The 25904-nt window shown below is 71.5% G+C and carries 22 protein-coding genes and 3 pseudogenes; 14 read left to right on the top strand and 11 right to left on the bottom strand.

Going from position 1 to position 25904, the window contains the following annotated elements:
- Positions 1-82: 82 nt before the first annotated feature.
- A complete protein-coding gene (locus ODJ79_RS03465) occupies positions 83-1663 on the bottom strand; it encodes a hypothetical protein (RefSeq protein ID WP_263021825.1) in 1581 nt (526 codons plus the stop codon).
- 121 nt (positions 1664-1784) lie between these two features.
- Between ODJ79_RS03465 and ODJ79_RS03460 the strand changes: the two genes are divergently transcribed.
- The 8 genes from ODJ79_RS03460 to ODJ79_RS03425 all read left to right on the top strand — a co-directional run bounded on the left by ODJ79_RS03460 (position 1785) and on the right by ODJ79_RS03425 (position 12809).
- Positions 1785-2621 (top strand): MurR/RpiR family transcriptional regulator, encoded by an 837-nt coding sequence (locus tag ODJ79_RS03460; protein WP_263021824.1) that lies wholly within the window; start codon positions 1785-1787, stop codon positions 2619-2621.
- A 61-nt stretch (positions 2622-2682) separates the two neighbouring features.
- Complete coding sequence (gene hutU / locus ODJ79_RS03455; protein ID WP_263021823.1) at positions 2683-4314, top strand: urocanate hydratase; 1632 nt, start codon at positions 2683-2685, stop codon at positions 4312-4314.
- On the top strand, positions 4311-5489 hold the full coding sequence (locus ODJ79_RS03450; RefSeq protein ID WP_263021822.1) for an allantoate amidohydrolase: 1179 nt from the start codon (positions 4311-4313) through the stop codon (positions 5487-5489). Before hutU ends, ODJ79_RS03450 begins: the two co-directional genes overlap by 4 nt.
- Positions 5486-6766 (top strand): formimidoylglutamate deiminase, encoded by a 1281-nt coding sequence (locus tag ODJ79_RS03445; protein ID WP_263021821.1) that lies wholly within the window; start codon positions 5486-5488, stop codon positions 6764-6766. The genes ODJ79_RS03450 and ODJ79_RS03445 overlap by 4 nt, the downstream gene beginning before the upstream one ends.
- Positions 6763-7899 (top strand): imidazolonepropionase, encoded by a 1137-nt coding sequence (hutI, locus tag ODJ79_RS03440; protein ID WP_263021820.1) that lies wholly within the window; start codon positions 6763-6765, stop codon positions 7897-7899. Before ODJ79_RS03445 ends, hutI begins: the two co-directional genes overlap by 4 nt.
- Positions 7896-9431 (top strand): histidine ammonia-lyase, encoded by a 1536-nt coding sequence (hutH, locus tag ODJ79_RS03435; protein ID WP_263021819.1) that lies wholly within the window; start codon positions 7896-7898, stop codon positions 9429-9431. Before hutI ends, hutH begins: the two co-directional genes overlap by 4 nt.
- A gap of 13 nt (positions 9432-9444) precedes the next feature.
- On the top strand, positions 9445-10779 hold the full coding sequence (locus ODJ79_RS03430) for an NAD(P)/FAD-dependent oxidoreductase (RefSeq protein WP_263021818.1): 1335 nt from the start codon (positions 9445-9447) through the stop codon (positions 10777-10779).
- A gap of 11 nt (positions 10780-10790) precedes the next feature.
- Positions 10791-12809 carry a leucine--tRNA ligase gene (locus ODJ79_RS03425; RefSeq protein WP_263021817.1) on the top strand — a complete coding sequence of 673 codons (2019 nt, stop codon included), beginning with the start codon at positions 10791-10793 and terminating at the stop codon, positions 12807-12809.
- A 202-nt stretch (positions 12810-13011) separates the two neighbouring features.
- On the opposite strand, the gene rdgB is transcribed toward ODJ79_RS03425, so the two are convergent.
- The 4 genes from rdgB to ODJ79_RS03405 all read right to left on the bottom strand — a co-directional run bounded on the left by rdgB (position 13012) and on the right by ODJ79_RS03405 (position 16551).
- Complete coding sequence (gene rdgB / locus ODJ79_RS03420; RefSeq protein ID WP_263021816.1) at positions 13012-13626, bottom strand: RdgB/HAM1 family non-canonical purine NTP pyrophosphatase; 615 nt, start codon at positions 13624-13626, stop codon at positions 13012-13014.
- Between the two features lie 34 nt (positions 13627-13660).
- Positions 13661-14389, bottom strand: coding sequence for a ribonuclease PH (rph, locus tag ODJ79_RS03415; RefSeq protein ID WP_263021815.1), 729 nt, complete (start codon positions 14387-14389; stop codon positions 13661-13663).
- A gap of 121 nt (positions 14390-14510) precedes the next feature.
- A complete protein-coding gene (locus tag ODJ79_RS03410) occupies positions 14511-15734 on the bottom strand; it encodes a glycosyltransferase (RefSeq protein WP_263021814.1) in 1224 nt (407 codons plus the stop codon).
- Positions 15735-15804: 70 nt separating this feature from the next.
- Positions 15805-16551 carry an MBL fold metallo-hydrolase gene (locus ODJ79_RS03405; RefSeq protein ID WP_263021813.1) on the bottom strand — a complete coding sequence of 249 codons (747 nt, stop codon included), beginning with the start codon at positions 16549-16551 and terminating at the stop codon, positions 15805-15807.
- Between the two features lie 262 nt (positions 16552-16813).
- Between ODJ79_RS03405 and ODJ79_RS03400 the strand changes: the two genes are divergently transcribed.
- Entirely contained in the window at positions 16814-17224 is a 411-nt protein-coding gene (locus ODJ79_RS03400; RefSeq protein WP_263021812.1) for a hypothetical protein, read from the top strand.
- A 7-nt stretch (positions 17225-17231) separates the two neighbouring features.
- On the opposite strand, the gene ODJ79_RS03395 is transcribed toward ODJ79_RS03400, so the two are convergent.
- The 5 genes and pseudogenes from ODJ79_RS03395 to clpS form a co-directional block, all read right to left on the bottom strand.
- Complete coding sequence (locus ODJ79_RS03395) at positions 17232-18197, bottom strand: PLP-dependent cysteine synthase family protein (protein ID WP_263021811.1); 966 nt, start codon at positions 18195-18197, stop codon at positions 17232-17234.
- Between the two features lie 5 nt (positions 18198-18202).
- A complete protein-coding gene (locus tag ODJ79_RS03390) occupies positions 18203-18562 on the bottom strand; it encodes a MoaD family protein (RefSeq protein WP_263021810.1) in 360 nt (119 codons plus the stop codon).
- Positions 18563-18619: 57 nt separating this feature from the next.
- Positions 18620-19110, bottom strand: a pseudogene (locus ODJ79_RS03385) (Mov34/MPN/PAD-1 family protein).
- A 47-nt stretch (positions 19111-19157) separates the two neighbouring features.
- Positions 19158-19703, bottom strand: a complete 546-nt coding sequence (locus ODJ79_RS03380; protein WP_263022097.1) for a DUF2017 domain-containing protein — start codon at positions 19701-19703, stop codon at positions 19158-19160.
- Positions 19679-19969 carry an ATP-dependent Clp protease adapter ClpS gene (clpS, locus tag ODJ79_RS03375; RefSeq protein ID WP_263022096.1) on the bottom strand — a complete coding sequence of 97 codons (291 nt, stop codon included), beginning with the start codon at positions 19967-19969 and terminating at the stop codon, positions 19679-19681. The genes ODJ79_RS03380 and clpS overlap by 25 nt, the downstream gene beginning before the upstream one ends.
- Before the next feature lie 105 nt (positions 19970-20074).
- On the opposite strand from clpS, the gene ODJ79_RS03370 reads away from it, so the two are divergent.
- From ODJ79_RS03370 to ODJ79_RS03350, 5 genes and pseudogenes are all read left to right on the top strand, one after another.
- Entirely contained in the window at positions 20075-21361 is a 1287-nt protein-coding gene (locus ODJ79_RS03370) for a nicotinate phosphoribosyltransferase (protein ID WP_263021808.1), read from the top strand.
- A 10-nt stretch (positions 21362-21371) separates the two neighbouring features.
- Positions 21372-21950 carry an isochorismatase family protein gene (locus tag ODJ79_RS03365; RefSeq protein ID WP_263021807.1) on the top strand — a complete coding sequence of 193 codons (579 nt, stop codon included), beginning with the start codon at positions 21372-21374 and terminating at the stop codon, positions 21948-21950.
- Between the two features lie 125 nt (positions 21951-22075).
- Positions 22076-23266, top strand: a pseudogene (locus tag ODJ79_RS03360) (MFS transporter); the annotation flags it as partial.
- An 894-nt stretch (positions 23267-24160) separates the two neighbouring features.
- The gene (locus ODJ79_RS03355; protein ID WP_411267253.1) at positions 24161-24481 is read left to right on the top strand and encodes a DMT family transporter; all 321 of its coding nucleotides are present in this window, start codon (positions 24161-24163) and stop codon (positions 24479-24481) included.
- 8 nt (positions 24482-24489) lie between these two features.
- Positions 24490-25155 carry a TetR/AcrR family transcriptional regulator gene (locus ODJ79_RS03350; RefSeq protein WP_263021805.1) on the top strand — a complete coding sequence of 222 codons (666 nt, stop codon included), beginning with the start codon at positions 24490-24492 and terminating at the stop codon, positions 25153-25155.
- A gap of 311 nt (positions 25156-25466) precedes the next feature.
- On the opposite strand, the pseudogene ODJ79_RS03345 reads toward ODJ79_RS03350, so the two are convergent.
- Positions 25467-25904 (bottom strand): annotated as a pseudogene (locus ODJ79_RS03345) (cytochrome ubiquinol oxidase subunit I); the annotation flags it as partial.

The raw sequence follows: 25904 nt of genomic DNA, 5'->3' as shown, positions 1-25904 counted from the left end.
ACACTGGTATAGTTCTGCACATCTAACGAGGGTCCCCGCCAATCGGCCGGGACCCTCTTTCTTTCCAAGCTCGTCCGCACAGTCATCTACGCGGCATGAGGAGGTCGACCACCTTCAGCCCGGTCTCGCCTCCGACCAACTGCAACCCGACCTCGGCCCGAGCTGCCAGGTCGAGCGGCGGGAGACCTTCGACAAGCGACGCGTTCGTGATGCGGTCGAGTCCGGCCCCGACCAGCGGAGCGGCTATACGCAAGGCAGCCTTGAGCGCTACGCCCTGCACAGAGCCACCATGCAGCACGATATTGCGGGTCCGATAGAGCCGCCTCATCGCCATTTCGAAGATGGCCGCGGCGGACGCGAGCTCGGCCTTCGGGCTGGTGACGACCCGGCGCATCCGATGCACCGCGGCGACGTCGGCGTCGCGGCGGAAGCAGCCGGCCATTTCCCTTGCGTTCCCCGCCACCAATGCCTCGGCCATCGCGCACGCCCGTTCTCGGTTTGTCGTGCAGGTCGCCAAGGTCTCGGCAAGAGCATCGGGGGTCTCCGGGCGATACCGATGAGCCAGAGCGGTCAGCTCTGCGCGGGGCCACGAGCAGGCGACGATGGCCGCGAGTCGATCCGCGGCGACTGCCTTGCCCGGCCGCTCCTCCTCGGCGGGATCATCCGGATGCGACAACAGTGACTCGACCGCCGCCCACGCCCCGGCGACCGCCGGGCCGAGAGCACCCCGATTCACCGGCGCAGCAAGCTCCAGCGCATCGTCCACGATCGCTCGGTCCCCACCGACCTGATACATGTACCCCTCATTGACCAGGGAGAGCACGTAAGCACCCCGGTCTGGGGCGGCGAAGCGAATCGGGTCCGGGTGGTGATCGACCCATAGCTGCGAAGCAGGTCTGATCACGTCTCTATTGCCTCGCATGAAGAAAGACCGCGCCACCATCCGCTCGACGAGCTCCCGTACCTGGCTCGCGGCGCTGAATGGATCACGCGCGATCACGCGATAGAGAAACCCCCCGCCGGCCCGGATGCCGTTGGCGGAGTAGCCGTGCTGCACAATCCAGTCGACAGCTGCCCGCCCCGAGACCCATGCCTCGTGGTTCTCGGCCTGACTCTGTTCGGGCACGGTGTCCAGGAGCGCGAGAACCGTGAACTCCCGCGGCGTAGCGGCGTCGAGCGCGACGGCGCCCTGCAAGATCTCCTCGGCGCTCGCGCGTCGGCGGGAAAGCCGCCCGATCCATGTCGCCAGGTGGCTCGCGTCGTAGCCGAGGTCCAGCAGGTGGGCCGCAACGACGCGAGCCAACCGTTCCGGCTCTGGCCGCTGGTCGATGGGCCGGGAGCAAGCAGCCGCCCAGCGGCCGAGATAGCCGCCGCGAGCATGGTCGATGACCTGCCGCAGGCGGCGGTGTGCCGCGCTCGGATCGGGCAGCGGCTTGTTCAGCAGCGAGGTCAACTCGGCGCGCAACTCCGTGTCGCCGAGGCCGACATCGGGGCCGATCACCTTTAGGAGTTGACGCCGCTGCCAGTCGACCGCGCCAACGGACAGCACGCGGTGCCGAGCCCAGGAACTGGCCTCCAGCAGTTCCTCCAAGGCGAGCAGTGAGCCGACGTCCCACAACCGACGCGGCCACTGCAACCCTTCAAGAGCGAAGAAGTCGATCAAGCGGGCACGAACATGACGGTCATACATCCTGCCGTTACGCGAGGTAAGCGAAAACGAACAAAACGTCACAGAGGTGCGGAGGGCCTGGCGCGCTGAAAGTTTTTATGCATAAGCTTCGGGTGTGAATGGAGATGCGGCTCAGTCCGTTCTCGACCTCTTCCACGGCGCTCGGCTCACGCCCACCCAGCGCCGCATTGCGCACTGCCTGGTCGAGCACTCGGCGAAGGCCGCCTATCTCTCCGCGGCCGAGGTGGCCGACCTCGCCGGGGTCAGCCAGCCCTCGGTCACCCGGTTTGCGATGGCGCTCGGCTACGAGGGCTACCCCGCGCTGCGCCGCCGGCTGCGTGAGCTGACCGGGGATGCGCCGGAGGCCGCGACCGAGGGCAATGCCATGCAGCTCGCGGTGCGGGCCGAGGCCGAGCACCTGGCCCGGCTGCACGATCAGCTCGCCCGCCTGGACGACGTCGAGCGAGCCGCCGAGCTGCTGATCGCCAGCCGGCCGCTGCCGGTGCTGGGCCTCCGGGCGGCCGCGCCGCTTGCCGGATATTTCGGGTATTTCGCGGCTAAGGTCCACCCGGACGTCCGGGTTCTTGACTCCGGTGGCACCCCGCTGCTCGACCGGCTCGATCAGGCCCGCGCGGCCGGTGCCGATGCGATGCTGGCCGTGGTGCTCCCGCGTTACCCGCGCGAGTCCCTGGAGGCGGTCGCCGAGGCCAAGCGGGCCGGGTTCGCGGTGGTCGCGATCACCGACTCGGCGGTCAGCCCGGTCGCCGAGCGGGCCGACGTGGTGCTGCCCGCGGCGGTCGGCACGCAGCTCGTCTTCGACCTGCACACCGGGCCGATGGCGATGGCGATGGTGCTGTTGCAGGCGATGTGCGACGCGGCGCCCGAGGCGGCACAGCGCCGGCTGGAGGAGTTCGAGGCGACGGCCGCCCGGCGGCACATCTTCACGGCATAAGAAACGGCACAGGGAACGGCACAGGGAACGGCAAAGGGCACGGCAAAGGGAGGGGACGACGATGTCCGAGATCCGGGCCGCTCGCGGCACCGCGTACACCGCAATGGGGTGGCCGCAAGAGGCCGCCAAGCGGATGTTGATGAACAACCTCGACCCCGACGTGGCCGAGAGGCCGCAGGATCTGGTGGTCTACGGCGGCACCGGCAAGGCGGCGCGCGACTGGCCGTCGTTCCACGCGATCGTCCGCGAACTGGACACGCTCAAGCCCGACGAGACGCTTCTGGTGCAGTCCGGCAAGCCGGTCGGGGTGTTCCGCACGCACGAGTGGGCGCCGCGGGTGCTGATCGCGAACTCGAACCTGGTCGGCGACTGGGCGACCTGGCCGGAGTTCCGCCGGCTGGAGCAGCTCGGGCTGACCATGTACGGGCAGATGACCGCGGGCTCGTGGATCTACATCGGCACCCAGGGGATCCTGCAGGGCACGTACGAGACGTTCGCCGCGGTCGCCGCGAAGCGGTTCGGCGGGTCGCTGGCCGGCACGCTCACGCTGACCGCGGGGTGCGGCGGCATGGGCGGGGCGCAGCCGCTCGCGGTGACCATGAACGGCGGCGTCTGCCTGATCGTCGACGTCGATCGCACCCGTCTCCAGCGCCGGGTCGACACCCGCTACCTGGACGTGATCGCGGACGATCTGGACGACGCCATCAAGCGCGCACGCGCCGCCAAGTCCAAGAAGTCGGCTATTTCCATCGGGGTCGTCGGCAACGCCGCGGTGGTCTTCCCCGAGCTCCGGCAGCGCGGCGTCGAGATCGACATCGTGACAGACCAGACCAGCGCCCACGATCCCCTCAGCTACATCCCGGTCGGCGTCGACCTGGCCGATGCCGCCGAGTATGCGCGGACAAAGCCGGACGAGTTCACCGACCGCGCGCGGGCAAGCATGGCCCGGCACGTCGCGGCGATGGTCGGCTTCCTGGACGACGGCGCCGAGGTCTTCGACTACGGCAACTCGATCCGCGGCGAGGCCAAGCTGGGCGGCTTCGAGCGGGCCTTCGACTTCCCGGGCTTCGTCCCCGCGTACATCCGCCCGCTCTTCGCCGAGGGCAAGGGCCCGTTCCGCTGGGCCGCGCTCTCCGGCGACCCGAAGGACATCGCCGCCACCGACAAGGCCGTCCTCGACCTGTTCCCGGACAATGAGGCGCTGGCCCGCTGGATCAAGCTGGCCGGCGAGCGGGTCGCCTTCCAGGGCCTGCCCGCCCGGATCTGCTGGCTCGGCTACGGCGAGCGGGACAAGGCCGGCGTCCGGTTCAACGACATGGTCGCCCGCGGCGAGATCAGCGCGCCGATCGTGATCGGTCGCGACCACCTCGACGCCGGGTCGGTCGCCTCGCCGTACCGGGAGACCGAGTCGATGCTCGACGGCTCCGACGCGATCGCCGACTGGCCGCTGCTGAACGCCCTGGTCAACACCGCCAGCGGCGCGTCCTGGGTGTCGATCCACCACGGCGGCGGGGTGGGCATCGGCCGCTCGATCCACGCCGGCCAGGTCTGCGTCGCCGACGGCACCCCGCTCGCCGGCGAGAAGATCGAACGGGTGCTCACCAACGACCCGGGGATGGGCGTGATCCGGCACGTGGACGCCGGCTACCCGTCCGCCGCGGCGTCCGGCGTACACATCCCGATGGCTCGATGAGCGCGCCGGTCTTCTCGGCCCTCTGGTCCGAGATCGAAGCCATCGGCCGGGTGGGCAGCGGCGGCTATCTGCGGTACGCGCTGGACACCCCCGACCTCGTGCTGCGCGACTGGTTCCGCAACCAGGCGGACCGGCGCGACCTGCCGGTCACCGACGACGGCAACGGCAACCTGTTCGCCTGGTGGGGTGAGCCCTGGGGCCGCGACGCCGTGCTGACCGGCTCGCACTTCGACTCGGTCCCGCACGGCGGCGGCTTCGACGGCCCGCTCGGCATCGTCAGCGCGTTCCTCGCGGTCGACCAGTTGCGTGCCGACGGGCACACGCCGGCCAAGCCGATCGCCGTGGTGGCGTTCGTCGAGGAGGAGGGCGGCCGGTTCGGGCTGCCCTGCCTCGGCTCGCGGCTGCTCACCGGGGCGATCGAGCCGGCCAAGGCGGCCGCCCTCACCGACCGTGACGGGGTCACGTTCGCCGAAGCACTCGGAGCGACGCCGGCCGGCGCGCTGCCGGGGCTGACCAGCCGCATCGGCGCCTTGATCGAGCTGCACATCGAGCAAGGACGGCAACTCGACGCGCCGGTCGGGGTGGCCAGCGCGATCTGGCCGCACGGGCGCTGGCGGTTCGACTTCACCGGGCACGGCGACCACGCGGGCACCACCCGGATGGCCGACCGGCGCGACCCGATGCTGACCTTCGCGTACACGGTGCTGGCCGCGAACAAGGAGGCCCGGCTGGCCGGCGCGCACGCGACGATGGCCCGGGTCGAGGTCGAGCCGAACGCCACCAACGCGATCCCCTCGCTGGTGCGCGGCTGGCTGGACGCCCGGGCCGCGGACACCCCGACGATGGACGCGCTGGTCGAGGCGGTGGTGAAGCGGGCCACCGAACGGGCCGGCCGGGACGGCACCGAGGTGGCGGTGACCGCCGAGTCGATCAGCGCGGAGGTCGCCTTCGACACCGCCCTCGCCGACCGGCTCTCCGCGCTGCTGGGCGACGCGCCGATCCTGCCGACCAGCGCCGGCCACGACGCGGGCGTGCTGTCCGCGAAGGTGCCGACGGCGATGCTGTTCGTGCGCAACCCGACCGGGATCTCGCACTCGCCGGCCGAGTTCGCCGAGCCCGCGGACTGCGCGGCCGGGGTGGACGCGCTGGCCGAGGTCCTGCGGGAGCTGACGTGACCGTCTATCACGCCGCACATTGCTGGCTGGACGGCCGCGTGGTTCGGGATGTCCAGATCGAGATCAACGGTGGGCGATTCACGCGGATAAGTCCCAATGAGAAGGGCGAGGTGGACATTCGTCTGCCGGGGCTCACGCTGCCGGGCATGGCCAACGCCCACTCGCACGCCTTCCACCGGGCGCTGCGCGGGCGCACCCACGCCGATCGCGGGACATTCTGGACCTGGCGCGAGGAGATGTACCGGGTCGCCGCCGCGCTCGACCCGGAAAGCTACCTGCGGCTCGCCCGGGCCACGTACGCCGAGATGGCGCTCGCCGGGATCACCGCGGTGGGCGAGTTCCACTACCTGCACCACGGTCCGGACGGCACGCCCTACCACGATCCCAACGCGATGGGCCACGCGCTGATCGAGGCGGCCCGCGAGGCCGGCATCCGGATCACCCTGCTCGACACGCTCTACCTCCAGTCCGGTGTGGACGGACGGCCGTTGGAGGGCGTCCAGCGCCGCTTCGGCGACGGAGATCCACAACGCTGGGCTTCGCGGGTGGCCGGGCTGGGTGCCGCGCCGCACGCCCGGATCGGTGCGGCCATTCATTCGGTACGCGCGGTGCCTGCGCACCACCTCGGCGAGTTGGCCGACCGCGGCCCGCTGCACATCCACCTCTCCGAGCAGCCCGCCGAGAACGAGCAGTGCCGGGCAGTGCACGGCTGCTCCCCCACCGAGCTGCTCGACCGGCACGGGGTCCTCGGCCCGCAGCTGACCGCCGTGCACGCCACCCACCTCACCGACCGGGACGTGAAGCTGCTCGGCGGCAGCGGCACCGGGATCTGCATGTGCCCGACCACCGAACGCGACCTGGCCGACGGCATCGGGCGGGCACGCGAGCTGGCCGACGCCGGCTCGCCGCTCTCGCTCGGCAGCGACAGCCACGCGGTGATCGACCCGTTCGAGGAGGCCCGCGCGCTGGAGATGAACGAGCGCCTGGCCAGCCGACAGCGCGGCCGGTTGACGGTGGCCGAGCTGATCCGGGCCGCGGCCAACCACGCGTCGATCGGCTGGGACGACGCCGGGGAGATCGCGGTCGGGAAGCGGGCCGACCTGGTGGCGGTCGCCCTCGACACGGTGCGCACTGCCGGTGCCGAGCCGACCGGCGCGCTCCTCGCGGCGACCGCCGCCGATGTCACCGACGTCATCGTGGACGGGCGGCATGTCGTCGCCGACCGGCGGCACACCGCCATCGACGTGCCGCGGGCGCTCGCGGAGGCCATCTCATGACCCTCCTCATCGACAACATCGGCGAGCTGCTCACCCATGACGGGCCCCCGCTCACCCGGGCGGCCGTGCTGGTGGACGGCGACCGGATCGGCTGGGTCGGCCCGAGCTCGCAGGCGCCGGCCGCCGACCGCCGGGTCGACGCCGGCGGCGCGGCGGTGCTGCCCGGCTTCGTCGACAGCCACGCCCACCTGGTGTTCGCCGGTGACCGGGCGCAGGAGTTCGCGGCCCGGATGGCCGGCGAGTCGTACACCGGCGGCGGCATCCGCACCACCGTGGCGGCCACCCGCGCGGCGACCGACGACGACCTGCGGGGCTCGGCCACGCGGCTGGTCGCCGAGGCGAGACGGCAGGGCACCACGACCGTCGAGATCAAGAGCGGGTACGGGCTCAGCGTCGACGACGAGGCACGGTCGCTGCGGATCGCTCGCGAGCTGACCGAGGAGACGACGTTCCTCGGCGCGCACGTGGTGCCGGCCGGGGCCGATCCCGCCGCCTACGTCGCCCTCGTCACCGGGCCGATGCTGGCGGCCTGCTCGCCGTACGCGAAATGGATTGATGTCTTCTGCGAGCGGGGCGCCTTCGACGGCGATCAGGCCCGGGAGATCTTGACCGCCGGCGCCAAGGCCGGCCTGGGGCTGCGCGTGCACGCCAACCAGCTCGGCCCGGGTCCCGGCGTGCAACTGGCGGTGGAGCTGGGCGCCGCGAGCGCCGACCACTGCACGCACCTCAGCGACTCCGATGTGGACGCTCTGGCCGGGTCGGCGACGGTGGCCACGCTGCTGCCCGGCGCCGAGTTCTCCACCCGGTCGCCCTACCCGGACGCGCGGCGGCTGCTCGACGCGGGCGTGACCGTCGCGCTCGCCACGGACTGCAACCCGGGCTCGTCGTACACGTCGTCGATGCCGTTCTGCATCGCCCTCGCCGTACGGGAAATGCGAATGACCCCCGCCGAGGCCGTGTATGCCGCCACGGCCGGCGGGGCACGCGCGCTGCGCCGCGACGATGTCGGGGTGCTGCGCGCCGGGGCACGCGCCGACCTGATCGTCCTCGACGCCCCTTCCTACCTGCACCTGGCCTACCGGCCCGGGGTTCCCTTGATCCGAACCGTTCTGCACAACGGAGTGCTTCAATGATCGTCACCGTTCAGCCCACCGGCGTCACCCCCGCCGACGTCGCCGCGGTCGCCCGAGGCGACGCCCGGGTCGAGCTCGCCGCCGCCACCGTCGAGGCCATGGCCACCAGCCGGGCCATCGTCGACCGCATCGAGGAGTCCGGCCGCCCCGTCTACGGCGTCACCACCGGCTTCGGCGCGCTCGCCGGCACCTTCGTCGCGCCGGCCCGCCGGGCCGAGCTGCAGCACGCGCTGATCCGCTCGCACGCGGCCGGGGTCGGCGCGCCGATGCCGCGCGAAGTGGTCCGGGCGATGATGCTGCTGCGGCTGCGCTCGCTCGCGCTCGGCCACTCCGGCGTGCGGCCGGTCCTCGCGCAGGGGCTGGCCGACCTGCTCAACCACGACATCACGCCGTGGGTGCCGGAACACGGCTCGCTCGGCGCCTCCGGCGACCTGGCTCCGCTCGCGCACTGCGCGCTGGTGCTGCTCGGCGAGGGCTGGGTGGTCGGCAAGGACGGCGAGCGGGTGGACGCGGCCGAGGCGCTGCGCACCGCCGGGCTGGCGCCGCTCGACCTGGCCGCCAAGGAGGGCCTGGCGCTGATCAACGGCACCGACGGGATGCTCGGCATGCTGCTGCTCGCGCTCGACGACTGCCGGCACCTGTTCGCGATGGCCGACGTGACCGCGGCGCTGGCGATCGAGGCGATGCTCGGCTCGGAACGGCCGTTCCGGCCCGAGCTGCACGCGATCCGGCCGCACCCGGGCCAGGCCGCCTCGGCCGCGAACATCCTCCAGCTGCTGCAACACTCGGCGATCATGGACTCGCACCGGGACGACCTGGCACACGCCGTGCAGGACGCCTACTCGATGCGCTGCGCGCCGCAGGTGGCCGGCGCGGCCCGGGACACCCTGGACTTCGCGTCCCAGGTGGCCGACCGCGAGCTGATCTCGGTGGTCGACAACCCGGTGGTGCTGCCGAACGGCCAGGTCGAGTCGACCGGCAACTTCCACGGCGAGCCGCTCGCGTTCGCCGCCGACTTCCTCGCGATCGCCGCGGCCGAGGTCGGCTCGATCGCCGAGCGGCGGGTCGACCGGCTCCTCGATGTCACCCGATCGCGTAGTCTGCCGCCCTTCCTCTCCCCCGACGCCGGGGTCAACTCGGGCCTGATGATCGCCCAGTACACGGCGGCCGGGATCGTGGCGGAGAACCGGCGGCTGGTCGTGCCCGCGTCCGCCGACTCGCTGCCGACCAGCGGCATGCAGGAGGACCACGTCTCGATGGGCTGGGCCGCGACCAAGAAGCTGCGTGCCGTGCTGGACAACCTGACCAGCCTGCTCGCGGTCGAGCTGGTCAGCGCGGTGCGCGGGCTGCAGCTGCGGGCGCCGCTCACCCCGTCGCCGGCCGGGCGGCTGGCGATCGCCGCGGTCGCGCCGTTCGCCGGTGCGCCGGGGCCGGACATCTTCCTCGCGCCGGTGCTGGAGCAGGCCCGCGCGGTGATCTCGGGTCGCGAGCTGCGGGCGAACATCGAGGCAGAAATCGGGGCGCTGTTGTAGTTAACTACCCGCTGTGGACGATAGAGCCATAGTGATCGGTGCCGGCGTCGCCGGTCTGGCCGCCGCGCGCGTGCTCAACCGGCGGTACGCGAACGTCACCGTGCTCGAACGGGACACCCTGCCGTACGGTCCGGTTCCGCGGCGCGGCGTACCGCAGGGCGAGCACCCGCACATTCTGCTGGTCGGCGGGCTGCGCGAGCTGTCCGCGCTGTTCCCCGGGTTCGAGACGGAACTGCTCACCCTGGGCGGCACCGCGCTCGAGACCGGTGCGGACATCTGCGCGTACCGGCTGGGTCGCCGCTGGCCGGTCGCGCCGACCGGGTTCGCGATGATCTCGGTGACCCGGCCGCAGCTCGAGGCGGTGCTGCGCGCCCGGGTGACCGCGCTGCCCGGGGTGACGGTGCACGACCAGGTCGCGGTGGCCGGGCTCGCCGGCCGGGTCGGGCAAGTCACCGGCGTGGTGCTGGACAGCGGCGAGACGCTCGACGCGGCGCTGGTGGTCGACTGCTCGGGCCGCGGCTCCCGCTCCGACCGCTGGCTCGGCTCGCTCGGCCTCGAGCCGCCGGGGCAGATCGAGGTGAAGGCCGGGGTCACCTACTCGACCCGGCTCTACCGGCGCCGGCCCGGCGATCTCGGGCCCTGGCGGGCCGCGCTGGTGCTGCCGGCCGGCCCGCGCGAGTCGATGTCCGCGGTGGCGTTGCCGGTCGAGGGCGACCGGTGGATCGTCGGCCTGGGCGGGTGGCACGTGGCCGAGCCGCCGGCGACACCGACCGCGTTCCAGGAGTACGCCCGGCAGCTCCCCGATCCGCTGGTGGCGGCCCTGATCTCGCGCGCCGAGCCGCTCAGCGACGTGACGGTGGCCCGGTTCCCGTCCAGCCGGCGCCGCCTGTTCGAGAAGGCCGCCCAGTCCCCGGCCGGATACGTTGCGCTCGGCGACGCGGTGTGCAGCTTCAACCCGATCTACGGCCAGGGCATGACCTGCGCGGCCCGGCAGGCGAAGGCACTCGGCGACACGCTCGACCGGCATCAGCGGGTGCCCGACGCCGCGATGGTCCGGGACTTCTACGAGGCCGCCGCAAGGATCAATGAGACGCCGTGGCGGTCCGCGGTCGGCGGCGATTTCACCTTTCCGGGTACGACCGGGCCGCGCCCCCGCGGGATCGCGCTGCGGAACTGGTACGCCCGGCAGGTGACGTATGCGTCCCAGGTGGACGCCTCGGTCTACCGGATCGCCACCGGGGTGCAGCACCTGGTCGATCCGCCGTCGGTGCTGCTCCGGCCCGGGTTCGCGGCGCGGGTGCTCCGGCAGGCGAGAATAGGGAGGCGGGCGCCCGCCGTCCCGCGTTAACGTCCCGGGCCATGACGGGCTACGACTTCCGCGCTTTCGAAGACCGCTGGGCACCGGTCTGGGAGTCGCTGCGCCTCTTCGAGCCCGACCGTCCCGACCGGTACGTCGTCTCGATGTTCGCCTATCCGTCCGGCGATCTGCACATGGGCCACGCCGAGGTGTACGCGATCGGCGACGCCATCGCGCGGTACTGGCGGCTGCGCGGGTTCGCGGTGCTGCAGCCGATCGGGTGGGACTCGTTCGGGCTGCCGGCCGAGAACGCGGCGATCAAACGAGGCCTGCATCCGGCCGAGTGGACCTACGCGAACATCGAGACACAGGCAAAATCTTTCCGGCGGTACGCGGTCTCGGTCGACTGGCGCACCAGGCTGCACACCAGCGACCCGTCGTACTACCGCTGGACGCAGTGGCTGTTCCTGCGCTTCTACGAGCGGGGCCTGGCCTATCGCGCGGAGGCGGCGGTCAACTGGTGCCCGCAGGATCAGACGGTGCTGGCCAACGAACAGGTCGTCGGCGGCCGCTGCGAGCGCTGCGGCGCCGAGGTGACCAAGCGCTCGCTGACCCAGTGGTTCTTCAAAATCACCGAGTACGCCGACCGGCTGCTGGACGACATGGCGCAGCTGCGCGGCCACTGGCCGGAGCACGTGCTGACCATGCAGCGCAACTGGATCGGCCGCACCTCCTCCGGCGAGCTGCGCCTGCATGACTGGCTGATCTCCCGGCAGCGCTTCTGGGGGTGCCCGATCCCGATCGTGCACTGCCCGTCCTGCGGGGAGGTGCCGGTGCCCGACGACCAGCTGCCGGTCGAGCTGCCCCCGCTGCGCGGCGCGGAACTGGCACCGAAGGGCGTCTCCCCGCTGGCCGCAGCACCGTCGTGGGTGCAGGTCGACTGCCCCTCGTGCGGCCAACCGGCCTCCCGCGACACCGACACGATGGACACGTTCGTCGATTCGTCGTGGTATTTCCTGCGCTACCCGCACGCGTCCTACCTGGACGGCCCGGTCGATCCCGCCCGGGTGCGCCCGGTCGACCACTACGTGGGCGGCAGCGAGCACGCCGTGCTGCACCTGCTGTACGCCAGGTTCTTCACCAAGGTCCTGCACGACCTGGGCATCATCGACTTCGACGAGCCATTCCGCACGCTGACCACACAGGGCCAGGTGATCCTGAACGGCGCCGCGATGAGCAAGTCCAAGGGCAACATGGTCACCCTGGCCGACCAGCTGAACACCTACGGCGTCGACGCGATCCGAGTGTCGATGATTTTCGCCGGCCCACCCGAGGACGACATCGACTGGGCCGACGTCTCCCCCGGCGGCTCGATCCGCTTCCTGACCCGAGCCCTGACCCTGGCCACCCGCGCCGCGTCCACCCCACCCCGCCCGGTCCCCGCCCCCGCCGATGCACCCGCGACCGTCGCCCCAGCTTCCGTCGCGGCCGCAGCCTCCGCCCCGGCTTCCGTCGCGGCCACGCCCTCCGGCCCGGCTTCCGTCGCGGCCACGCCCTCCGGCCCGGCTTCCGTCGCGGCCACGCCCTCCGGCCCAGCTTCCGTCCCGGGCGCGGCCGTCACCCCGCTGCGCCGCACCACGCACCGGCTGCTGCGGGAGATCACCGATCTGATGGAGGCGACCCGCCTGAACGTCGCCCTGGCCCGTACGATGGAGCTGGTCAACGCCGCCCGCTCGGCCCCCGACGACGACCCCGCCCTGCGCGAGACCGCCGAGGCGGTGGCCGTAGTGCTGTCGGTCTTCGCCCCCTACACCGCCGAGGAGATGTGGCACCGCCTGGCCCACCCACCCGGCGTGGCGGTAGCCGCCTGGCCCACGATCGACCCGGCCCTGTTAGCCACCGAGACCGTGGTCTGCGCCGTCCAGGTAGACGGCAAGCTGCGCGACCGCCTGCACGTCCCGCCCGACATCAGCGAGGCAACCCTGACGGGCTTGGCCCTGGCCTCCCCGGCAGCGGCCGGCCTGCGGGTGACCCGCACGATCGTCCGCCCGCCCAAGCTGGTCAACCTGGTCACCGACTGACCGCCGCCCACGCGTCAGCGGGCCCGGTCGCGCCCCGGCACCCCGGTCGCGCCCCGGCACCCCGGTCGCGCCCCGGCACCCCGGTCGCGCCCCGGCACCCCGGTCGCGCCCCGGCACCCCGGTCGCGCCCCGGCACCCCGGCCGCGCCCCGGCACCCCGGCACCCCGGCCGCGCCCCGGCACCCCGGCCGCGCGGGGGCGGGTCAGCCCGGCAGCTCCTTGGCGATTACCTTGGCCAGCTCGCGGAACGCCTTGCCCCGGTGGCTGATCGCGTCCTTCTCCGCCGGGTTCAGTTCGGCGTTCGTCCGCGTCTGGCCGTCACCCAGGAAGATCGGGTCGTACCCGAAGCCGCCCTCGCCCCGCCGGGACCGCAGGATCGTCCCGCGCTGTTTACCCTCGACCAGGTGCTCCCGGCCGTTGGGCAGCACCAGCGCCGCCGCGCAGACGAACGCCCCGCCCCGCTGGTCGTCCTGCACGTCCGAGATCTGGGCCAACAGCAGGTCGAGGTTGGCGTTGTCGTCGCCGTGCTTGCCGGACCACCGGGCACTGAACACCCCGGGCATCCCGTTGAGCGCGTCGATCGCAATACCCGAGTCGTCGGCCACCGTGGGCAGACCGGTGCGCTTGGCGCCCTCGCGGGCCTTGATCAGCGCGTTTTCCCCGAAGGTCAGGCCGGTCTCGGGCACGTCGGGGTAGCCCTCGAAGTCGGCCAGACCGACCAGCGCGATCCGCTCGGCGCCGAGCGCCAGGTCGAGGATGCGCTGAAGCTCCACCAGCTTCTTCTTGTTCGCCGTGGCGAGCAGCAGCTTCGCGCTCATGCTGCGCCTTCCGCCGGCCGCGGGGTGCAGGCGGTCATGCCCCCAGCGCCTTCTGCTGGGCGGCGGCCAGGTCGGCGCAACCGGCGACGGCCAGGTCGAGCAGGACGTCCATCTGGTCGCGACGGAACACGCCGTTCTCCCCCGTGCCCTGCACCTCGACGAAGTCGCCGTCGCCGGTGCACACCACGTTCATATCCACCTCGGCGGCGGAATCCTCGACATACATCAGGTCCAGGCGGGGCTCGCCGTCGACGATGCCGACGCTGACCGCCTGGATCGAGCGGTGCATGACCGCCTCGACCTTGCCGGCCAGCGCCTTGCGCTCGGCCAGCCAGGTCACCGCGTCCATCAGCGCCACGTAGGACCCGGTGATCGCCGCCGTCCGGGTGCCGCCGTCGGCCTGGAGCACGTCGCAGTCGAGCACGATGGAGTTTTCGCCGAGGGCCTTGAGGTCGATGCAGGCCCGAAGGCTGCGCCCGATCAGGCGGGAGATCTCGTGGGTGCGCCCGCCGACCTTGCCCTTGATGCTCTCCCGGTCGCCCCGGGTATTGGTGGCGCGGGGGAGCATCGCATATTCCGCGGTGACCCAGCCGAGGCCGGAGCCCTTGCGCCAGCGCGGGACGCCCTCGGTGACGCTGGCGGTGCAGAGCACCCGGGTGTCGCCGAACTCGACGAGCACCGAGCCCTCGGGATGCATGCTCCACCGCCGGGTGAGGGTCACGGGTCGAAGCTGGTCGGCCGCTCGGCCGTCGGGTCGTGCCATGCCCCAAACCTTATGCGTTCGGCGGCAACCGCGCTCATGCCGCCCCGCCGCTTGTGGACAACGAGCAGCCGGCGACCGCGCTCACACCGCCTGTGGACAACAAGCGGCAGAGGGAGTTACCTCAGGCCGCCCCGCCGCCGGTGGACAATGGCCGGCCGGTGGACAAGCCAAGGGCCGACTGCGGCGCCGCCGGCCGCAGCACCGCCTCGGGACGCTGCCGCGTGATCGCCACGCCGGAGGGCGCGCCGATCAGGCCGTGCGCCCGCAGGAACCCGTCCACCGCCTGCGGCCAGCCGAACCGCTCGGCCCGCTCGCGGGCCGCCGCGCGCCGCTGCGACTCGGGCCGCTCCATCAGCTCGCGCACGCCGTCGGCGAACGCCTCCGGGGTCCCGGCCACGGCCACTCCCGCGTCGCCGATCACCTCGGGCAGCGCGCTGGAATCGTTGACCACGACCGGCGTACCGCAGGCCAAGGCCTCCACCGCGGCCAGCCCGAACGTTTCCACCGGGCCGGGCTGGACCACGACGTCGGCGCTGGCCAGCAGCGCCGCGACCGCGGCGCGGTCGGCGATGTGCCCGGCGAAGCGCACCGGCAGCCGGGCCGCCCGATAGGCGAGCGCGGTACGCCGGGTGCCGTCCCCGGCCAGCACCAGCACCGCCGGCACCTTTGCGGTGCGCAGCGCGGCGATCGTGTCCACCGCCAGCTCCGGCCGCTTGGCCGCGGACAGCCGGCTGGCGTAGACCACCAGCAACTCGCCGGGGCGGGCGTACCGAGCCCGCAGGGTCGGGTCGGCCCGGCGGGGGTGGAACTGGTCGAGGTCGACGCCGAGCGGCACCTCGACCAGGTTGGGCACGCCCAGCCGGCGGAACTCGGCCGCCGCGAAGGCGGTGGTGCAGACGATCGTGTCGAAGGTCTCGGCCGTACGCCGGTTGAGCCGGTCGGCGAGCGCGTCGCGTTTCGGCATGCCCCAGACGCCGAGGAGCCCGGCCAGGCTCTCGTGCGAGACCATCATCGACCCGACGCCCCGCTGCCGTGCCCACGCGCCGGTCCAGCGCAGGGTGGCTCGGTCGGAGACCTCGATGCGGTCGGGCTCGAGCTCGTCGAGCAGCCGGGTCAGCTCGCGGCGGCCGGCCATCACCCGGTAGCCCCCGGTGCGCGGCAGCGGGGAGCTGGGCAGCGTGATGACCCGGCCCTGCGGGGTCATGGTGTCGGAGCGCTCACGACCGGGAACGATCAGCACGGCCTCGTGGCCGGCCCGTTGATATCCCTCGCCTAGGTTGCGCAAAGCGGTGCGAAGGCCACCGGTATGCGTCGTCACGAAGTTGGCGAGGCGGGCGATGCGCATGCAGCAACTCCAAGATCACTATCCGGTCGTGCATCGGTGCTCGGTGCCGCCCCCGCCCCCGGGTTCGGGCCTAGAGATCGTACCGGGCGCCCGGCCGAACCACCTCCACCGGTCCCGCATAGGCGGCTGAGGCCGCATCCACAATAGATGCCTCCGAGAACCACGCGGGTATCAAATGGGTCAGCAAAAGCCGCCCGACATCCGCCTTGGTGGCCGCTTCGCCCGCCTCGCCACCGGTCAGATGCAGACCCGGCGGGTTGTCGACGCCGTCCAGATAACTGGCCTCGCAGAGGAACAGGTCCGCCCCGGCGGCCAGGCGCAGCAGGGCCTCACAGGGGGCGGTGTCGGACGAATAGGTGAGGACCTTCCCGCCGTGCTCGACACGTACGCCGTAGGTCTCCACCGGATGATTGACCCGATCGACCGTGATCGTGAACGGCCCGATCGGAAACGTGCCCGGCTGCAGGCCGTAGAAGGTGTACACGTCCTCGACCTGCTCGTTGTCCGAGCTGTAGGCCGCGGAGATCCGCTCGGCGGCGCCCAGCGGCGCGTACACCGGAATGGCCGGACGGGCCCCGGCCGGGTCGTAGCGGCGGACGACCACATACAGGCAGGCATCCAGCATGTGGTCACTGTGCAGGTGGGTCAGGACGATCGCGTCGATGCTGTTCATGTCGGTGTAGCGCTGGAGCGCGGACAGCGAGCCCGAGCCGAAATCGATCAGCAGGCGGAAGCCCTCGACCTCGACAAGATAGGCGGAACACGCCGACTCGGGGCCGGGAAAACTGCCGGCACAGCCGAGAACGGTCAGTCGCATGCGGGTCCCTTTGGCTCACGCTGGGTCGTCGACGCCCCGCTGGACCGGTCCGTGGCAGAGTCGTCAGACCAGTCAATCACGGAGCGAAGCGTATCCCCGGACCTGCGCACCGCGTAAACGTCTGATCGATTTGTCGCTAAATCGACAACGTACATCACACCGCCCGTGACCTCGGTCATTAACGCAATTCCCGTTACGTCCGGTGAGTCGTTTGCGTTGCACAAAGTGAGGACTTCTGGGGACGGAACAGGACGGAGGCATCGTGACCACGGTTGAGCAGAACCGAAGCACGCGGACCGAGGCGGCGGAGATCATGCCGTTCGGTGGCTGGGAGATTACACCGACCGCCGCGGGTTTCGGTGGCCGAGATACGCTTTTCCGCTTTCCGGCGGCTGACGACCCGGCGCCGGCACCGGCACGCCTTCTCACGATAGCCCTTTATGCCGCCGCGCTCGGCCTTGCCGGCATCGGCGTGGGCGTACGCGCAATGGTCACCGTTTTCGGCGGTACGGCGTTCTGGTACGTCCCGGCACTGTCCCTTTTCGGACTGACCAGCGTGGTGTTGGTCGTCGGATCGTTCCTGTCGATTCATCGCCCGGTGCTGCCGTGGCTGCTGCTGCTAGCGGCCACGGCCCCGCTCACCGCAGCCGCGATGATCGCGGCACTCTACTAAGGTCCTGCTAGGCCCAGAGTTGGCCCTCGAGGGCCTCTTCCGCGTCGTTCAGGGTGCCGCCATAGGCGCCGGTCGAGAGGTATTTCCAGCCGCCGTCGGCGATCACGAACGCCACGTCGGCCCGGCGCCCGGCCTTGACCGCCTCGTGCGCCACGGCCAGCGCCGCGTGCAGGATCGCCCCGCTGGAGAACCCCGCGAAGATCCCCTCGACCTCGACCAGCTGCCGGGTACGCAGCACGGCGTCCCGGGTGCCGACCGAGAAGCGCCGGTCCAGCACGGTCGCGTCGTACAGTTCGGGCACGTAGCCCTCGTCGATGTTGCGCAGGCCGTACACCAGCTCGCCGTAGCGTGGCTCGGCCGCGACGATCTGAATGCCGTCGACCTTCTCCTTGAGAAACCGGCCGGTGCCCATCAGCGTGCCGGTGGTGCCCAGGCCGGCCACGAAGTGCGTGATCGTGGGCAGGTCGTGCAGCAGCTCCGGGCCGGTGGTCTCGTAGTGGGCCCGGGCGTTCGCCGGGTTGCCGTACTGGAACAGCATCTTCCAGTCGGGGTGCTCGGCGGCGATCTGCTTGGCGGTCGCCACGGCCTGGTTGGAGCCGCCCGCGGCGGGCGAGAAGATGATTTCCGCGCCGTACATGCGCAGCAGTTGGACCCGCTCGGCGGAGACGTTCTCCGGCATGACGCAGACCAGGCGATAACCGCGCAGTTTCGCCACCATGGCCAGTGCGATGCCGGTGTTGCCGCTGGTCGGCTCGAGGATCGTGTCACCCGGGCGCAGGTGGCCGGACTCCTCGGCCTCGCGCACCATGAACAGCGCCGGCCGGTCCTTGACACTGCCGGTCGGGTTGCGGTCCTCGAGCTTGGCCCAGAGGCGCACCGGCGGCGCGCCCTCGGCGACGGTCGGCGAGAGTCGGGGCAGGCCGACCAGCGGCGTGCCCCCACACGCGTCCAGCAGGCTCTCGTAGCGAGCCATGGAAACTAGTCTTCAGTCCGGTTAAGGGCGGCGGTGGGGCGGTTGGACGGGTAGCGCCCGAGCAGGGCGGCCGCGGCCGCGAAGCCCAGGGCGCCGCCCGCGACGGCCGGCAGGATGGTGATCGAGTCACCGTCGTTGAGCTTGGCGTCCAGCGCGCCGAGGAAGCGCACGTCCTCGTCGTTGACGTAGATGTTGACGAAGCGGTGCAGGCCGCCCTCGGGCGTGATCAGCCGGCCCTTGAGGCCGCTGTGCTTGGCGTCGAGGTCGTCGATCAGCGCGGTGAGCGTGTCGCCGGAACCCTCGACGACCTTCGAGCCGCCGGTGTAGCTGCGCAGGATGGTGGGGACGCGAACTTCGATAGCCATGACGTAAATGCTCCTGGGTAAGGGTCGAACTATGGACAGTGGTCTATGGGAGTGTCGTCAGCGACACTCGTAGACCACCGCCACCGGGCTCTGCCCGAACATGTACGACTGCACCGAACCCACGGTCACACCTCTACTGTCGCATCTACGATGTTGATCTCTTCCTCGGTCACCACACCGTCCACGATGCGGAACGATCGGATCTCCTCCGAGTCGTCCTCCCGGGTCGAGACCAGCAGGTAGTGCGCGTTCGGCTCACCGGCGAACGAGACGTCCGTCCGGGAGGGGTATGCCTCGGTCGCGGTGTGCGAGTGGTAGATGACCACCGGCTCCTCGTCGTTGTCGTCCATCTCGCGCCAGACCCGCAGCTGCTCGAGGGAGTCGAACTCGTAGAAGGTCATCGACCGGGCGGCGTTGTCCATCGGGATCAGCCGGGTCGGCAGGTCGGCGCCGAGCGGGCCGGCGACCACACCACAGGCCTCGTCGGGGTGGTCCCGGCGAGCGTGGGCGACGATCGCGTCCACGATCGTCTGGTCGATGGTCAGCACGACGTTCACATTACCGTGAGATTTCGCGCGCCCTGATATGGCCGTGCTCACTCGATCTCGGGCAGCGCGTTCAGCAGCGACTCCTGCAGATAGCCGAGATAGGCGTACACGCTGAGCTGGAAGACCCGACTCGAGCCCGGATCGCGCACCACCGCGATCTCGAGCTCCTCGCTCAGGTCGGTCTCGGCGGTGATGTCCAGCCGGGTGCCCATCGCGAGCCGGGCGTCGTTGATCGCCCGCAGCCACGCCTCGGCGGCCTCGCCGTCCAGGCGTACCTCGCCCTCGCCCTCGTCCGGCAGCGCCGCGAGAATCGCGCCCGCCTGGTCGATCTTCCCGGTCTTCAGCTCCCCCTCGGTGTAGAGGCGGAACTCGGCCGAATCCTCCGGGCGGTCGGGGTAGATGTCCGGGAAGAGGCGGGAGACCACCGGGTCGGTGTGGTCCATCCCGTCGGTCAACAGGCCGACCACCTCGCCGGCGACCTTGCGCAGGACGCGCACTTCGTCGACCGCGAAGGTGGCCACGCACTGTGTGCCGTTGCGTCGGAACATTCGCACTCTCCCGCGGTTGCTCAGGCCCGGTCGACCGTCGCCCAGAGACCGTAGCCATGCAGCTGGTTGGCGTCCATCTCCATGCGCTCGCGGGCGCCGACGGAGACCACCGCCTTGCCCTTGTGGTGCACATCGAGCATCAGCTTTTCGGCCTTCTCGCGGCTGTAGCCGAAAAGCTTCTGAAAAACCCAGGTCACGTACGACATGAGGTTCACCGGATCGTCCCAGACGACGGTCACCCACGGGCGATCGTCGGCCGGTGCTTCCTCGATCTCCGGTGCCTCGACGGGAGCGACCTGTGGCAACGCCATGACCCCCATGTTGCCACCGGATTTGCCGCATCGGTGAACCGGAGCGCCGAACCGCAGGTCAAGGCACCCTTAGTAAGGGGCACTCCGGCGCAATAGGGTGATGGTGTGAACCCCTTCGCACCCGCCCTGCTGACCGACCAGTACGAGCTGACCATGGTCAGCGCCGCCCTCAAGGACGGCACGGCCGGCCGGAACTGCGTCTTCGAGGTCTTCGCGCGTCGCCTGCCCACCGGCCGGCGCTACGGCGTGGTCGCCGGCCAGGGCCGGCTGATGGAGTTGATCAGGGATTTCCGCTTCACCGACGAGGACATCGACTTCCTGCGCCGGGCGCAGATCGTCGATGCGAGCACGGCGGACTGGCTGGCGGGCTATCGCTTCACCGGCGACATCGACGGGTACGCCGAGGGCGAGCTCTTCTTCCCCGGCTCGCCGATCATGACGGTCTCCGGCACGTTCGCCGAGTGCGTCCTGCTCGAGACGCTGATCCTGTCGGTGCTCAACCACGACTGCGCGATCGCCACCGGCGCGGCCCGCATGGTCACCGCCGCCCGGGGCCGGCCGATCATCGAGATGGGCTCCCGGCGTACGCACGAGGACGCCGCCGTCGCCGCGGCTCGCGCGGCATATCTCGCCGGCTTCGCCTCGACCTCGAACCTGGCCGCCGGCCGGCGCTACGGCATACCCACCACCGGCACCTCGGCGCACGCGTTCACGCTGCTGCACGACGACGAGCCGACCGCCTTCGCCTCCCAGGTCGCGGCCCTGGGGAAGAACACGACGCTGCTGGTCGACACGTACGACATCGCCCAGGGCATCCGGAACGCGATCGCGGTGGCCGGCCCCGACCTGCGCGCCGTCCGGATCGACTCGGGTGACCTGTCGGTGCTGGCCCAGCACTCGCGCGAGCTGCTCGACTCGCTCGGCGCCACCGAGACGAAGATCATCGTGTCCGGCGACATGGACGAGTACGCGATCGCCACGCTCGCCGCCGAGCCGGTCGACATGTACGGCGCCGGTACCGCGGTGGTCACCGGCTCCGGCGCGCCCACCGCCGGCCTGGTCTACAAGCTGGTCGAGGTCGAGTCCCGGCCGGTGGTGAAGCGCTCGGAAAACAAGGCGACCGTCGGCGGCCGCAAGACCGCGGTGCGCCGGCACAAGCCCACCGGCACCGCCACCGAGGAGATCATCGTCTCCCAGGGCGTGCCCGACCACGCCGCCAACGACCGGCTGCTGCAGCGCTCGTTCGTCGTGCACGGCGAGGTGGTCGACGGGCCGACGCTGCTGCAGTCGCGGGAGCACCTGCGGCAGTGCCTGATCTCGATACCGTGGGAGGGCCTCAAGCTCTCGGCCGGCGACCCGGCCATTCCCGTCACCATCGTCCCGACCACTTAAGGGGTTGGCCGTGGCCAGAGCACTCATCATCGTCGACGTGCAGAACGACTTCTGCGAGGGCGGCTCGCTGCCGGTGACCGGCGGCGCGGCCGTGGCCGCCGGGGTGTCGCTGGTGCTGGCGAAGGGCGGCGACCGGTGGGACCACGTGGTCGCCACCAAGGACTGGCACATCGACCCCGGCAACCACTTCAGCGACCACCCCGACTACCTGGACACCTGGCCGGCGCACTGCGTGGTCGGGTCGGACGGCGCCGACTTCCACCCGGCGCTGGTCACCGACCGGATCGAGGAGGTTTTCCACAAGGGCGAGCACAAGGCGGCGTACTCCGGCTTCGAGGGCCACAGCGAGTCGGGCGAGACCTTGGCGGACTGGTTGCGGTCCCGGTCGGTGACCGAGGTCGAGCTGGTCGGGATCGCGACGGATCATTGCGTACGGGCGACCGCGCTGGACGCACGACGGGCGGGCTTCGACACGACGGTGCTGCTCAACCTCACCGCCGGGGTGGCCCAGGGCACCACCGATGCGGCCCTCGAGGAGTTCCGGACGGCGTCGGTGGCCACGAGCGGGACCCCGATCGTCTCGTCGTAGTTCTCGTCGTAGTTCTCGTCACAGGCGGGCGGCTTTTGCCGCTTTCGTGGCATTGGTGGCCGAGAACACGATGGTTTTCTGTCGTACCCCCGAGGCAGGATGTCGGGCGGAGGTCAGGAACCAACATGCTGCTCACACCTTACCGAGAGACCCTCGCACTGCCGCGGATCAAGTCGCTGCTCGCCGTGGCGACGCTGGCGCGCATCCCGATCGCGGCCGCCGCGGTCGTCCTGACCCTGCACGTCGTCACCGATCTCGACCGCGGCTACGGCGCGGCCGGCCTGGTCGGCGCCGCGGTGACCATCGGCGGTTCGGCCGGCGCGCCGGTCATCGGGCGTCTGATCGACCGGCGCGGCCTGCGCCCGGCGCTGGTCCTGACCACGGTCGCCGAGGTCATCTTCTGGACGGTGGCGCAGGCGCTTCCGTATTGGCCGCTGCTGATCGTGTCGCTGTTCGGCGGCTTCCTGGCGCTCCCCGCGTTCGCCGTGGCCCGCCAGTCGATCGCCGCGCTGACCCCCGAGGCCCAGCGCCTGCCCGCCTTCGCCCTCGACTCGATCACCACCGAGATCTCGTTCATGGCCGGCCCGGCGCTCGGCGTGCTGCTCGCCACCGGTCCCGGCCCGCGCGTGGCCATGCTGGCGATCGCGCTCGGCATTCTGGCCTCGGGCGTCGGCCTGTGGCTGCTCAACCCGCCGGTCCGCGCCTCGCACGAGACCCCGATCGAGGCCGGCGAGCGGGTCCCGCGCCGGTCCTGGCTGCGTCCCCGCTTCATCGCCGTCCTGGCGGTCACCCTGGCCGCGACCCTGGTCCTGTCCGGCACCGACGTCTCGATCGTCGCCGTGCTCCGGGAGAACGGCGAGCTGTCCTGGTCCGGCCTGGTCATGTCGTTGTGGGCGTTCTACTCGCTGTGTGGCGGCTTCGCGTACGGCACGATGCACCGCCGCCTCCCCGCGGTGGCCCTGCTGGCCCCGATGGCGGCCCTCACGCTGACGGTCGCCCTGGGCGCCTCCCAGTGGTGGCTCCTCGCGGCGCTGCTGATCCCGTGCGGCGCCCTGTGCGCCCCCACGATCACCGCCAGCGCCGACGCGGTGAGCCGCATGACCCCGGCCTCGGCCCGCGGCGAGGCCATGGGCTTGCACAACTCTTCGCTGACGGTCGGCGTGGCCCTGGGCGGCCCCCTGGCCGGCCTGGCCGCCGACAAGATCGCCCCGCTCTGGGGCTTCGTCACCGTCGGCGGCATCGGCCTGCTGATCGCCCTGGCCGTCCTCCCCACCGAACTCCTACGCCGCCGCACGGCCACCAACAACGCGCCCGTCGCGCGCGCCGCCACCGCCACGCCCGCGCCCGCCGCCACCGCCGCGCCCGCCGCCACCGCCACGCCCGCCGCCGCCGCCACGCCCGCCGCCGCTGGCACGCTGGCCGCCGCCGACACGCCCGGGCCCACCAGCGCGCTCGCCGCCACCGCCACGTCCGCGGCCACCGCCACGCCCGCAGCCACCGGCACGCCCACCGCCACCGACACACCTGCGGCCATCAAGGCGCTCGCACCTGAAGTCAGCGCGTCGATCCCGCACCCCTCGCCAGCCCTCGACGACGAGGAGACCCTTTCCGCCGCAGATGGCCTGGGCGCCTTTGCGGCAGGTCCGGCCCAGATCGCGCCGAGCCCGGCCGGCCGCCCCTAACCCGGCCGCCTCTACCCGGCCGGCCGCTCCTAGCCCGGCCGGCCGCCCCTAGCCCGGCCGCCTCTACCCGGCCGGCCGCTCCTAGCCCGGCCGGCCGCTCCTAGCCCGACCGGCCGCTCCTAGCCCGGCCGGCCGCTCCTAGCCCGACCTCGCCCGGCGCCCGACGGCCAGGCACGCCTAGGCAGGTCAGACCGAGAACATCCCGGGCCAGGCCGGGCCGTCCTGACGCAGCCACGCCCTCGGCCGCCTGCGACCTGACCGCGCGCAATAACCCGGCCCAAAACACCCCGAGCCCCGCCCCGCGCTCCTAACTTGGCCACTCCCGGCCGCCCACCGCCCGGCCACGCACGCGACAAGCCCGGCTCAGAACAGCCTGGCTGGGCGCTCTGGGTCGGTCCCGCCCCGCCGACGTGGCTCGCCCGCGCGCGCCTGAAAGGGTTCCCTTCGGCAGCCGAAAGGCGGTTGTGAGGAAAACTCCAGGTTCTTGTACGATCGTACTTGTACAGAAGTACAAGAAGAGGTGCGGTCGTGGCTTACGTGTTCCTGTTGGGTGCCATATTGGCGGAGGTCCTGGCCACCAGCCTGATGAAGTCCACGGAGGGCTTCACCCGCCTGTGGCCCACCGTGACGGTGCTGGCCGGCTACGCGATCTCGTTCGTCCTGCTGTCCCAGGCGGTCAAGGGAGTTCAGGTGAGCGTGGCCTACGCGCTATGGTCCGCCCTCGGCACAGCCGCTATCGTCGCGATCGGCGCTGCCTTTCTCGGCGAACCCATTACCGTCGTCAAGGTGGCCGGCATCAGTCTGATCATCGCGGGAGTAGTCACCTTGAACGTCGGCGGTGCCCATTGACGAACGGCGTGACAGCCGACCGCTCCCGTCCCCCGTCCGGCTCGACCCCAGCGGACGACCCCGCGGCCCCCGAGCGCCGACGCACCGACCGGCCCCGCAACCCCGAGCCGACCGAACGCGCCGGTGAGCCCTCGACGGCTCGGCGTGCGCGCGATCCGCAGGCCAGGCGGGACGCGCTCGCGGCGGCCACCATCGAGGTCGTCGCCGAGATGGGCATCGGCCGGACCACGCATCGGGCCGTGGCGGCCCGCGCCGGGCTCCCGCTGGGGGCGACGACCTATTACTTCCCGACGCTGGACGCCCTGATCGCGGCCGCCCTGCAGAAGGCGGCCGTGGACCAGGAAGCCGACCTCGAGGTCTGGGCCGACCGCCTGCGCGACGCCCCCGATCTGGCCGTGGCGCTGGTCGATCTGGTCGCCGACTACATGGCCGACCGGCAGCGGGCCCGGATCGAGTTCGAGCTCTGCCTGGCGGCGGCCCGCGACACCACCCTGCGCCCGCTGGCCGTGGACTGGCTGCAAGGCTTGCACGAGCTCCTCACCCCGCACGTCGGCGAGGAGGCCGCCGACAACATCTCCGCCCTGCTCGACGGCACCATGCTCCACCTGCTGGTGACCGACGCCCCGCTGAACGCCCCCGCCCTGACCGCCGCGATCCGCGCCCTCGCCGCATAGCGCAAAGGCCGCCGACGACCGCCAAGCACCCGACACCATCCCCGTCCGGGAAGCGACGCCAGCGAGGAAGCAAGCAAGCAAGGCCCGACAACGAGGGCAAGCAAGGCGACCGACGGCCAGCAAAGCCAGCCAGCAAAGCTGGCCAGGAAAGCCGGCCAGCAAAAGCCACGGCCAGCAAAGTCCCCAGCTAGCTAGGCGACCGACGCCACCGCAGGTCAGCTGCGACCCTGCCGCCAGCCGCGCGCGGCGCGCCCTCAAACAAAAGCGGCCCGCCCCGGAACCCCGGGACGGGCCGCTGCGATCAAGGCGAATCAGTGATCGCGGTTGCTTTCGACGTCCTCGCGGTACGAGGCACCACCGTCGGACTCCGCGGTCAGCACCCGGGCGCCGCCCTCCGGCGGGCCGGCCAGGGTCTGCACGCCGGCCGCGAGCTCGGGGAACTTCGCGTCGAAGGCCGGCCGCTCGGACCGGATGCGCGGCATGCGGTCGAAGTTGCGCAGCGGCGGCGGCGACGAGGTGGCCCACTCGAGCGAGTTGCCGTGCCCCCACGGGTCGTCGACCGTGACGAGCTGGCCGACCTTGTACGACTTCCACACGTTGTAGATGAACGGCAGCGTGGACAGACCGAGGACGAACGAGCCGAGCGTCGAGAACGTGTTCAGGAAGGTGAACCCGTCGGTCGCCAGGTAGTCCGCGTACCGCCGGGGCATGCCCTCGGTGCCCAGCCAGTGCTGGACGAGGAAGGTGCC

The sequence above is a fragment of the Actinoplanes sp. KI2 genome, from assembly GCF_025630775.1.
Taxonomy (GTDB): domain Bacteria; phylum Actinomycetota; class Actinomycetes; order Mycobacteriales; family Micromonosporaceae; genus Actinoplanes.
Note: the sequence above shows the minus strand (reverse complement) of the source record. Positions and strands in the feature narration are given on the sequence as shown.

Excerpts from the sequence above, each read along its gene's own strand:
- hutU (WP_263021823.1), top strand. The coding sequence starts at position 2,683 with ATGTCCGAGATCCGGGCCGCTCGCGGCACCGCGTACACCGCAATGGGG.
- ODJ79_RS03450 (WP_263021822.1), top strand. The coding sequence starts at position 4,311 with ATGAGCGCGCCGGTCTTCTCGGCCCTCTGGTCCGAGATCGAAGCCATC.
- hutI (WP_263021820.1), top strand. The coding sequence starts at position 6,763 with ATGACCCTCCTCATCGACAACATCGGCGAGCTGCTCACCCATGACGGG.
- hutH (WP_263021819.1), top strand. The coding sequence starts at position 7,896 with ATGATCGTCACCGTTCAGCCCACCGGCGTCACCCCCGCCGACGTCGCC.
- ODJ79_RS03425 (WP_263021817.1), top strand. The coding sequence starts at position 10,791 with ATGACGGGCTACGACTTCCGCGCTTTCGAAGACCGCTGGGCACCGGTC.
- rdgB (WP_263021816.1), bottom strand. The coding sequence starts at position 13,626 with ATGAGCGCGAAGCTGCTGCTCGCCACGGCGAACAAGAAGAAGCTGGTG.
- rph (WP_263021815.1), bottom strand. The coding sequence starts at position 14,389 with ATGGCACGACCCGACGGCCGAGCGGCCGACCAGCTTCGACCCGTGACC.
- ODJ79_RS03410 (WP_263021814.1), bottom strand. The coding sequence starts at position 15,734 with ATGCGCATCGCCCGCCTCGCCAACTTCGTGACGACGCATACCGGTGGC.
- ODJ79_RS03405 (WP_263021813.1), bottom strand. The coding sequence starts at position 16,551 with ATGCGACTGACCGTTCTCGGCTGTGCCGGCAGTTTTCCCGGCCCCGAG.
- ODJ79_RS03395 (WP_263021811.1), bottom strand. The coding sequence starts at position 18,197 with ATGGCTCGCTACGAGAGCCTGCTGGACGCGTGTGGGGGCACGCCGCTG.
- ODJ79_RS03390 (WP_263021810.1), bottom strand. The coding sequence starts at position 18,562 with ATGGCTATCGAAGTTCGCGTCCCCACCATCCTGCGCAGCTACACCGGC.
- clpS (WP_263022096.1), bottom strand. The coding sequence starts at position 19,969 with ATGGCGTTGCCACAGGTCGCTCCCGTCGAGGCACCGGAGATCGAGGAA.